The sequence below is a fragment of the Lewinella sp. W8 genome, from assembly GCF_004375085.3.
Classification (GTDB): domain Bacteria; phylum Bacteroidota; class Bacteroidia; order Chitinophagales; family Saprospiraceae; genus Neolewinella.
Genome location: NZ_SNAQ03000001.1, coordinates 603,689 through 609,845, shown reverse-complemented (window position 1 = coordinate 609,845; position 6,157 = coordinate 603,689). Strand labels below are relative to the sequence as shown.

Sequence of the window (6,157 nt, the reverse complement as noted above, 5' to 3'; positions counted from 1 at the left end):
TCGTAGCAGGGTTACGGTTAAAATTCACGTTGATCTTTACTCGGTAGAATGCCGAGTCATTTACTCCAATTTCCCAGGCATTCGCGGTAGTGTAGAAGGAAGGAGAAGTAGTAATCGGGGTGTCCCAGGGGATAAAGGTGGTCGTCCCCGTAGCGGCGGCAACGGCAGTAAGTAAATCTGGCTGAATGGTCACGGTGCTGTCTCCGGCGCTTACGCCGTCTTGTCCATCTTCACCCTTCAGGCTTACCAGAAAGTCGGCCTCCGTGCCGCTGTTGCCCGCATTCAACCAGATTTGATAGGCCGAAAGACCGTCACTGCCGGGGGCTCCCGGATCACCGTCCTGGCCAGGTGCACCGATCAAACTGTTAAGAAAATCGGCTTCGGTGCCACTGTTGCCTTCGTTGAGCCAAATTTGGTAGGCCGAAAGACCGTCACTGCCGGGGGCTCCCGGATCGCCGTCCTGGCCGGGGGCTCCGATGAGGCTGTTCAGGAAGTCGGCAATGGAGCCCGAGTTTCCCGCATCGAGCCAGATTTCGTAAGCCGAAAGACCGGCGGGGCCGACGGTTACCGGGATGGTGTCCTGGAAAGTCGAATCGTTGGTGATTACGTTGAGCGTATCGCCGCTAAAGAAGACATCGACCACGGTAGTCACGCGAACGTAGCTGCCTTCCGTCTGGGCGGTGGCCAGGAGGCTCATAAAGAGCAGGGCAAGGGTTAGGATTCTTTTCATTGCATCGTAAGGATGAGGACGCTACCGTTAGTCGCGTCGATGGAATAAGTTTCAGAGAGAAAGTCACAGGGGTCCGGAGCCGCCCAGCGGGTCGAGAGCCCGGCCGGGTAGTCGATGGTTACCCCGTTGATGGTTACGGCCACCGTGCCGCTCAGGACAATCAGGGTGGCGCTGTGGTAGGTATCGGCAGGGATGATCCCTGTCGTATTCGTGATTTGCTGGTGGCCCTGCTGCTGGGCTCCCGTACAGTCCGTTTGGTCTTCGGTGATCACCACCCGGACGGTATCGACCACCTGGACGGTGACGGTATCGCAGATGGTCAGGCAGCCATCGACGGCCACCGACGAAGTGGCCAGGCTTGCGCACAACTCCGGGGGAGCATCGCAGGTAGCAAATGGATTACTTAGCGGGGTAACCACCGCAGGGTCCACCCCAATCAGGGTTTGGATCGTGCGGGGCTCCAAGGGGTCAAAAAAGAAGTACGGCGCACTTTCTACCGTGTTGATGGTTTCGCCGCACGACGTCGGGTAGTCGCTCGTGCTGGTGGTTAGTCCGTGGGCGTAGGTCACAATCCCGTTCCCGTTAAGGGAGGCCGTACCACTCACACCAAAACTAAGGTCATCCGCCCCGGGAAGGATCACGTAGGTTCCCGTGGGCTCGTGCATGTACTGGGTAGAAATAATTACCAGGTCCAGAAAATCGTCGAAGGAGACCGATAGCTGATTGACCGTGGTGGGAAAAACGTGATCGAGCACCGTCTGATAGGCCGTGGCCATCGCCGCCAGGTTGGAGCCATCGTAGGTAAAGTCCGCCGCATTTAGAGTCAGGCCCGGATAGGTGGCCTGCACCGTGGCGGGGTCCAGATCAATGATGATGATATTCCCCGTCGTCTGCCCAGTCAGGAAGCGGCGCACGTTCAGATCATCGACGTACTGCCCCGGAGTGAACTCAATTTGGTATTCAATCCGGTTGGTGGTCCGGAAAGGATCTGTCCGGATCAGGGTGTCACGGAAGATCACGACCGGGCTACTCTCGGAGGAGCATTTCCGGGTAACTACTTCCTGATACTCCACCGTATAATCTTGATCCAGCCCACCCCGTATTTCGATCACCCGATGATCTTGCTGACTACTCGTGTAGGTACACTGACAATTCTCGTAGAAGTCCGTCAGCGGATCATTCTCTATTCGCGCAGCGTCTTTTTCTTCGCAGGAAAACAGGGTGCCAGCCACCGTGTAAAGCCCCCCGGTTACCGGGTTGATGTCCTTTACCTCCAGGGTGGAGATATTGACCAGGCGGCGAAAGCGGACCAGCTGACCGCCGGGCAAAGAATCGACCATGCAAAAGTCCGTGTACTCTGCATCCACGGCACCGTTTACCTGGGCGCGGACGCAGGTGCAGACAATACCGAAAAGGAGCAGCGTAAGGAGGAAGCGCATGGCGGTGGTGGGCTTACTGTTCGTAGAGGATGGATAGTTCGGTCCCGGTAGCATCGTAGGTTACCGCCGGGGCAATCCGACGCTGCCGGGAAACCGGATCGACGGTGGCGGCGAAGCTGATGCAGCTACCGGGGATCAGGGTAGTGGCCGATCCGCCGCCGATGGTCACCGAAGCATCGGCCGTTCCTTCGTTGCAGATCGAGTAGCTGGCCGTCCCGGCGGGCACCGAGCCCGCGCCCGTGGCCACCACTCGGGTAATGGTTGCCGTGGTTGAAGTAAAGCAGGGGCCATCGTAGACCGTACCGGCGGGCGTGTAGGACGTCGAAAGGTCCAGTTCGTAGTCTGCCGTCGCGGTAGGCGTCAGGGTGTTGTCAGTAAAGACGGCTACCCGGTAGAAGGGGGTGCCAGAATCACACAGAGCGGTAACGGCCATCGTGTAGTCCGGAGCTGCGGCCATCGTACCGGCACAGGCCCCTGCCTCCGGAGTGCCGGTCGGGGTGTAGGCGTTGCCCTGCCCGTCCACGTAGCCCAGGGAGTTGGGGGCCGACTCTCCCACCACGAATTGCAGGATGTGAAAGGCCGTGGTTCCGTCGTCACAGACCGGCTCAAAGTCAATCGTGACCAGCGGGCCACCCCCGCCGTCCACTTGGGCCGAAAGGTCGTAGCAGAGGGCAAACAGAAGCGTTACCAGGAACAGAATTTTTGCGAAGGTCAACTTCATAAGTCTTGGGGATTTACGTTGGAGGAGGAGGGGTAGGAAACCGTGATGGTCACCTTCTTTTCGTCGGGGTTGAGGATCACCACTTCCGGGGTGAAGTCCTGCGTTCGGTTCACCAGGTCTTCGCGGCTAGAGCGCTCGTAGTAGCGGTTGAAGCCGAGGGCTTCACCGTTGACCGTGATCTGGCCACCGGTGGGGTCGGTATGGCGGACGTGGACCGAATAGGCTCCGGCGGGGATCGTCACGGCCGCGTCCTGAGTTTCCCAGCGGCGGTCCTTGGCAATCCCGCTGGTCACCGGATCGGTTTCGATGGAAATTCCCTCCAGGTTTACCGCCGCTGCTGCCGCCCGTTCTTTGCGCATTTCCGGCATGGCATCAAATTTTGCGGCGCATGATGCGCACGTCCAGATAGTTGCCCGGCTGCTCAAAGGGTGGATTGGCGGTTTCGGGCGCCGGCAGCGGAGCCTTTTCGGGAAGCTCATCGATAAAGCGGATCGAGTAGCTGTGCTTCAGCCCGGGCCCTGCGGTATCGCCCTCAATGAAGGCTTCGCCGGGGAGTAGTACTTCCTGATCATCGAGCAGCACCGGGGACTGCCCCCGGTTGATGAAGCGGACGTGTACGGCACCGTCCAGATTGTAGTGACGGTTATTTTCGTAGATCACGTCGCGCTCGATCTCGATGCGCCCACCCGCCATGCGATTGAGCAGGTGGACCATCCGCCGCAGGTTACCCAGTACGTCGATGGCCGGCTTGGTGACGTTGTTAGAATTACCCATTGACCTGTTTGATTAGCATGTTCAAATAGGTGGTCGCCTGTCCGGGATCCTGTTGGGCAAAGAGCACCACGGCCCGCAGGGCATCGTTGGGGTGAATGCCCGGCACCAGCTGTTTGAGCGCCAGCAGATCGTTGAAGGCCTGATCCATACTCAGCGGGCGGGCCTGGTTACCGGATGGCGGAGGCGGGGGCGTCTCCCGGGGCGGTTCTCCCTCCCCAATGGTACCCAGCTGGGCCGGAGCCGCCATCGGGCGGCCGACCATCGTTTTGAGCAGGTCAATCCCGCCGCTGATGAGCTGTTCCTGAATGCCGGGCTGCAGGAGGCCTTCGATTTCGGCTTCCCGTTGTTCCAGCTCGTGCCGCAGCTTCATGATGTCCTTCAGATCACTAATGCGGCCTTCGTACATCTCCCGCTGCATCTGAAGCATCTGCTGGGTTTCGGCCGATACTCCGACTCCCATACCATTGCCGATTCCGGCCACGCTGGCACCTGCGCTCGCGCCCCACTTGACGTAGTAAGTCGGGCTATTCATGTTGTTGTCGTTCTCGTTCTTTTTGAGAATGATCTTCCCTACCCCACCGGGGGAGTTCTCAAAAAACATCTGGAGTTGCATCCAGCTGTAGTCCAGCACCTCCGCTTCGGCAATGGTGCCGTCGGCGTCCGGGCGGTACTTGGTCATGAGTTCCTTGGAGCGGTGGGCGTTGTAAATACGCCAGTAGGGCGATTCTTCGATGAAGAACCGGTGCATGAACTGATCAACGGTGAGCGTAGCAAAGGTTGCCATGGTGTCGGGACTATTGACGGACGTATTCGATTTGGATTTCCAGCACGGTATCGGCCTGGACGTTCGGGCCGTCCTGCACCACCAGAGAAGAATCGGACATGGTGATCTTACCCGGCAGGCTGATCTCGAAAGGACACCCGGCTTCGTTGGCCGCCAGGATCTGACTCAGGTACAGATGGGTAATGACCTCATCCGAGCCGTTACGCAGCACCAGGTAAGCCGTGTTGAAGATGGCCGCAGCGGCCACGGTGGAGCCGTCGCGCAGCGTCACCCCTGGCGGGGTCACGTAGAGGCCCACGGCGTGGTGGCCTTCGACCGTCGAGCGCTCCTCCAGCCGGTAGTCCTTGATCGGCGCTTTGAGGGGAACGATGATGTTCTCCCGCCAGATGGCCGGGCCGTTGGCACCTTCCTTGTAGGCACCCCGGACAATATTCTCGTAAGCCATGAGAATGGATTGAAACGGGAGCCCACCCGGCTAGAGCGGGCTCCCATGAAAAACAAAGGTTACGGGTTCGCCTACTTGGCGAAAAGGAAGTTGTTGGCTCCCTCGATGATGGCACCGTCCAGAATCACGTAGAGGTAATTCTTGCGGGTGGCCGTGCCGGCAATGAGGCTTCGGTCTTTGCTGTCCACCCGGAAGGTCAGGTGGCTTTTGTCCGCACCGGCGAAGGCTACGGAGGCACCCAGGGGCTTGAGCTCCATTCCGTTCAGGACGTTGGCCGTCGAGGCGCTGGCCTGGGTTTCGGGGACGTAACAGAAGGGCAGCGTCGGGTGATCCTCGATGCGCTTCTCGGTGCCCGACTGGAGGGAGAACTTGGAGTTGTAGAGCAGGGTCACCTGCTGGGCCTCGCTCAGCTCTCCGGCCTGGGCGGGTGCGCCGTCGAAGATGTTGGGATCGGGGTGGAAGACCGGCAGGGCGGCGGCCAGGATGGGCACACTGTTGACCACCGGAGCGGGCAGGATGCCGACGGCCATGCCCACGGCCAAAAAGCCGTCGCGGTCACTCAGTCCGATGGGTACGAACTGGTCGATCTTGTTCTGTTCCCGCTCGTTGATGCCGATCAGGTATTCGTTCTTGTTGGGGTCCAGGGCCGCCAGCAGGTGCAGCTGATGGGGACGGGCCACGCTGGGCTCCATGCCCATGCGCACGGCCATATCCTGGGCCATCTTCGTCGCGGTAATGCGATTATTGGAAGGGTACATTTTTGTCTTGTTGAGGATGATTCAAGGGAGGGATGAGCCATTTCCTGCCTGATCATGCTCAAAGCATTGGCTAGAGCGTAGCCATCTCATTGTCCACGCCCAGCATGGCGGGTTCGGCGTAAGAGCCGCTGATGGAAAGGGGGATTTCCGTCAGGCTCGGAGCCGCGCTACCCAGGCGCTGGTACATATCCCCGGCGCTGCCGATCTGGACGAACTCGGGCGCGAACTTCTGTCCGAGTTCGAGTGCACCGGTAGCGGCAACACCCAGGCCGAACATCTTCAGCCGGCGGTCCTTGGCCGAGCTGGCCAGGTAGGCACCACCGGCCGCCTTGGCAATCGGTACGAACTTACCGACCGTGGGGGCCAGGTTTTCGGGGATGGTTTGATTGATGACTTTGTTGGCCACCACGGAAAGTACGGCACCAGCGCCAACGGCGAAGGCGTCTTCCATAGTGACTTTCGTGGAGCGGGAGCGCGATCTGCGTGCCATAGATCCAATGGATTTT

Annotated in this window: 9 protein-coding genes; all 9 read right to left on the bottom strand. The window is 59.5% G+C overall.

Annotated elements, in window-relative coordinates; translation table 11 throughout:
* Window positions 1–730: collagen-like protein (locus E1J53_RS02535; protein ID WP_173021340.1), on the bottom strand; the 730-nt coding region annotated here is incomplete at its 3' end.
* Window positions 727–2,169, bottom strand: coding sequence for a hypothetical protein (locus E1J53_RS02530; RefSeq protein ID WP_134270409.1), 1,443 nt, complete (start codon window positions 2,167–2,169; stop codon window positions 727–729). The genes E1J53_RS02535 and E1J53_RS02530, both read right to left, overlap by 4 nt.
* Window positions 2,170–2,182: 13 nt before the next feature.
* Entirely contained in the window at window positions 2,183–2,890 is a 708-nt protein-coding gene (locus E1J53_RS02525) for a hypothetical protein (RefSeq protein WP_134270408.1), read from the bottom strand.
* Window positions 2,887–3,258, bottom strand: coding sequence for a hypothetical protein (locus tag E1J53_RS02520; RefSeq protein WP_134270407.1), 372 nt, complete (start codon window positions 3,256–3,258; stop codon window positions 2,887–2,889). Before E1J53_RS02520 ends, E1J53_RS02525 begins: the two co-directional genes overlap by 4 nt.
* A gap of 4 nt (window positions 3,259–3,262) precedes the next feature.
* Window positions 3,263–3,664 carry a hypothetical protein gene (locus E1J53_RS02515; protein ID WP_134270406.1) on the bottom strand — a complete coding sequence of 134 codons (402 nt, stop codon included), beginning with the start codon at window positions 3,662–3,664 and terminating at the stop codon, window positions 3,263–3,265.
* Window positions 3,657–4,448, bottom strand: coding sequence for a hypothetical protein (locus E1J53_RS02510; RefSeq protein WP_134270405.1), 792 nt, complete (start codon window positions 4,446–4,448; stop codon window positions 3,657–3,659). The genes E1J53_RS02515 and E1J53_RS02510 overlap by 8 nt, the downstream gene beginning before the upstream one ends.
* 10 nt (window positions 4,449–4,458) lie before the next feature.
* Window positions 4,459–4,893: a hypothetical protein gene (locus E1J53_RS02505; protein WP_134270404.1), complete on the bottom strand. Its 435-nt coding sequence runs from the start codon at window positions 4,891–4,893 to the stop codon at window positions 4,459–4,461.
* 71 nt (window positions 4,894–4,964) lie between these two features.
* Entirely contained in the window at window positions 4,965–5,651 is a 687-nt protein-coding gene (locus tag E1J53_RS02500; RefSeq protein ID WP_134270403.1) for a hypothetical protein, read from the bottom strand.
* 70 nt (window positions 5,652–5,721) lie between these two features.
* The gene (locus tag E1J53_RS02495) at window positions 5,722–6,141 is read right to left on the bottom strand and encodes a hypothetical protein (RefSeq protein WP_134270402.1); all 420 of its coding nucleotides are present in this window, start codon (window positions 6,139–6,141) and stop codon (window positions 5,722–5,724) included.
* Window positions 6,142–6,157 lie beyond the last annotated feature (16 nt).